This is a genomic window from Syntrophales bacterium (assembly GCA_023229765.1).
GTDB lineage: Bacteria > Desulfobacterota > Syntrophia > Syntrophales > UBA5619 > DYTH01.
Window position 1 is genome coordinate 1 of sequence record JALNYO010000085.1, and the last position, 3,113, is coordinate 3,113.

The window sequence follows — 3,113 nt, forward strand, 5'->3', positions numbered from 1 at the left end:
CCAAAGCTATCAGCGACTTTATAACTGCTTATGGGCTAACTGCAAAGCCTTTCGTCTGGCGGAAAAGAGAAGTAAAAGGTTCGCAGCTGAAAAATACTATCGTTAACTTACGCAATTAAACACTAGCTGAGTCCATGCCGCAAATCGTCTGGGTCACCCGGAAAAACGGTTGGAACATTTATTTCAATCAGCAATGGGTGGACTACACTGGATTGACGTTAGAGGAGAGCTACGGCCACGGTTGGAAAATCCCTTTCCACCCTGACGATCAGCAGAGAGCATGGAGTGCCTGGGAGAACGCAACAAAGAACAAGGGCATCTATTCTCTCGAATGTCGATTACGTCGTGCAGATGGAGTCTACCACTGGTGGTTGGTTCGCGGAGTACCGTTACTCGACGAAACAGGGGAAATCATCAAGTGGTTCGGCACGTGCACCGATATCGACAAAATAAAGCATACCGAAGAACAGCTCCAAGATACCCTCGAGAGCCTCAGGAAAGCGTTTGGCACCACCATTCAGGTCATGGTGTCCGCCGTAGAGGTGAGAGATCCTTATACCTCCGGTCATCAGACTCGGTCTGCGGACCTTGCCTGTGCCATTGCCACCGAAATGGGACTTTCCTCGGAGAAGATCGAGGGTATCCGCATGGCCGGCTCCATTCATGACATCGGGAAACTATCGATCCCTGCTGAGATATTGTCCAAGCCTACCAAGCTGACAAACCTTGAGTTTTCCCTGATAAAAGAGCACTCCTTAAGAGGGTACGAGATTCTAAAGGATGTGGAATCACCTTGGCCCATTGCGGAAATTGTCTACCAGCACCATGAGCGAATGGATGGCTCTGGTTATCCAAGAAATCTGAAAGGGGAGGAAATCCTCATTGAGGCAAGAATTCTCAGTGTTGCCGACGTGGTCGAAGCCATGGCCTCACACCGACCCTATCGTCCCGGCTTGGGGATTGATGCAGCTTTGAAGGAGATTTCAAACAACCGCGGCATTCTCTATGACACCGGAGTGGTGGATGCCTGTTTGCGGCTGTTCCATGAAAAGGGTTATAAACTCGATTGATTTTTTTACACCATAGCTTCTGATCGTTTTGTGATCCGGGTGATCCGTAAATGAAGATCAGGGATATGACGAACTCAGGGTCGGCGAATCTCAAGAAATATTTATGGACGCTTGTCCTGATCTGGACAGTAGGCATCATTTTATCTCTGGCATGGAACATATACCAGCAGAGACAATCCAGCCTGAGTTTTGCCCGAACGAATGCCGAGATCTCCTATAAGAAAGACCTCATCTATCGAAGATGGGTTTCCAACCAGGGAGGGGTGTATGTGCCGGTTTCAGAAATGACCCCTGCCAATCCTTATCTCAAGGTTCCCAACCGTGACATCATGACTTCCGATGGTTTGTCGCTGACGCTGGTGAATCCGGCCTACATGACCCGCCAGGTCAATGAACTGGCCGCGGAGATGCATGGCTTTCAGGGGCACATCACCAGCCTCAATCCCATCCGGCCCGAAAATCGTCCGGATCCCTGGGAAACTGAGGTATTGAAAACATTTGAGCGAGAAAACAAAGAGGCCGTTTCCATCGAAATGTTATCGGGAAAAGAATATTTTCGTTTCATGCGTCCCTTTGTTACGGAAAAGGCCTGCCTGAAATGCCATGCCGCCCAGGGATATAAAGAGGGGGATATCCGGGGGGGAATCAGTGTCTCCATCCCGATGGAACCGCTGCGGGCGATTGAGCGATCCCGGATGGCCGAACTAATCCTTGCCCACGGTTTTCTATGGATGATCGGTCTGGTCGGAATCGGCGCCGGGACAAGACGCCTGTGGAGCCAGGCGCTTCTGCGTGAAAAGCTTGAGGAAGAGCTCCTTAACCTTTCGATCACCGATCCACTCACAGGTCTGCACAACAGAAGAGGGTTTTTATCTCTTGCGGAACAGCAGTTAAAACTATCGGACAGGAATAAGCGCGGAGTGCAGCTTTATTTTGCCGACCTGGACGGGTTGAAAAGGATCAACGATACGCTTGGGCACGAGGAAGGGGATAAAGCGCTCATGGAAGCGGCAACCGTATTCAAAGAGACCTTCAGAACTTCCGATATCGTGGCTCGTCTGGGAGGAGACGAATTCGCCGCCCTTGCCGTTGATATAACCGAAGAAAACTCAGATATTTTTACCGCCCGATTGCAGTTTCTGATTGACATACGAAACCTTCAGGAAAGCCGGAGATACAGACTTTCAATCAGTGTAGGCTGTGCTTACCATGATCCTGGGCATCCTTGCTCTCTTGACGACCTCGTGGCTTCTGCGGACCAATTGATGTATGAGCAGAAGAAAAGCAAGAACGGCCTTCTCCAGCACGAGGTCTCTCTTCCAAACAGAATTCATTGATTTTTAATGTTCGCATTTCCGAGTACTTGTAGATACCGTTCTTGTCAAGCGGAAAATTTATCAAACACCAACGGTAGTCTATTTTCAAAGAGCGTGTTGATTGCTGCTGTAGCTTTCGACCGGGTTACCCATAGCCAAGTTCTGCCCGCCATGCTCCGCGAAAGGGCCGCGGGCGGGCAGAACTTGGCTATGGGTAACCCTTCGCTCTCGGGGTATGGGCACAAAAATAAAAACAAAAATCCGCCCCGAAGTGTATCTTAACTCATCGACAAAACTGTCTTGACAATTCGATCCACCTTAATTGGTTGAAAGTTTGGATCATACTCTTTCCCAGATTTCAGGACACCAAAGATAACGTGAACCAGTTTCCCCATAATCGCGCAGACAATCACTTTTCCATTTTTGCCTTTATCTTTTAAGCGGTTATAGAACGAGATCATAACAGGATTGCATTGAATCGATACCAGAGCAGGCATGTATAGGGCTTTCCTGAGCCGCGCATGTCCGATCTTGCATATCCTGGGTTTGCCTTTAATAGATGATCCTGAGAGCGTTTCCTTCGGTGCGAGACCGATGAATGCCACCAGCTCACGAACATGGTTAAATTTTTCCAGATCATCTAATTCTGCCAGGATGTGAGGAATGGTTACCTTACCAATCGCAGGAATAGAATCCAGCAAATCCTTTTTCCGTTTAAGATTTGGAT

4 protein-coding genes are annotated in these 3,113 nt (G+C 48.8%); 3 read left to right on the plus strand and 1 reads right to left on the minus strand.

Translation table 11 applies throughout. From position 1 onward, the window contains the following. The 3 genes from M0P74_18235 to M0P74_18245 all read left to right on the plus strand — a co-directional run. On the plus strand, window positions 1-119 hold a 119-nt coding region (locus M0P74_18235; GenBank protein MCK9365525.1), incomplete at its 5' end, for an IS630 family transposase. Between the two features lie 15 nt (window positions 120-134). Further along, window positions 135-1,070, plus strand: coding sequence for a PAS domain-containing protein (locus M0P74_18240; protein MCK9365526.1), 936 nt, complete (start codon window positions 135-137; stop codon window positions 1,068-1,070). 50 nt (window positions 1,071-1,120) lie between these two features. Continuing rightward, the gene (locus M0P74_18245; GenBank protein ID MCK9365527.1) at window positions 1,121-2,407 is read left to right on the plus strand and encodes a diguanylate cyclase; all 1,287 of its coding nucleotides are present in this window, start codon (window positions 1,121-1,123) and stop codon (window positions 2,405-2,407) included. 257 nt (window positions 2,408-2,664) lie between these two features. Here M0P74_18245 and M0P74_18250 read toward each other — a convergent pair. After that, window positions 2,665-3,113, minus strand: a 449-nt coding sequence (locus M0P74_18250) for an IS110 family transposase (GenBank protein ID MCK9365528.1), incomplete at its 5' end; no start/stop codon positions are given.

Coding starts and splice junctions, on each gene's coding strand:
- M0P74_18245 (MCK9365527.1), top strand. CDS start 1,121: ATGAAGATCAGGGATATGACGAACTCAGGGTCGGCGAATCTCAAGAAA.
- M0P74_18240 (MCK9365526.1), top strand. CDS start 135: ATGCCGCAAATCGTCTGGGTCACCCGGAAAAACGGTTGGAACATTTAT.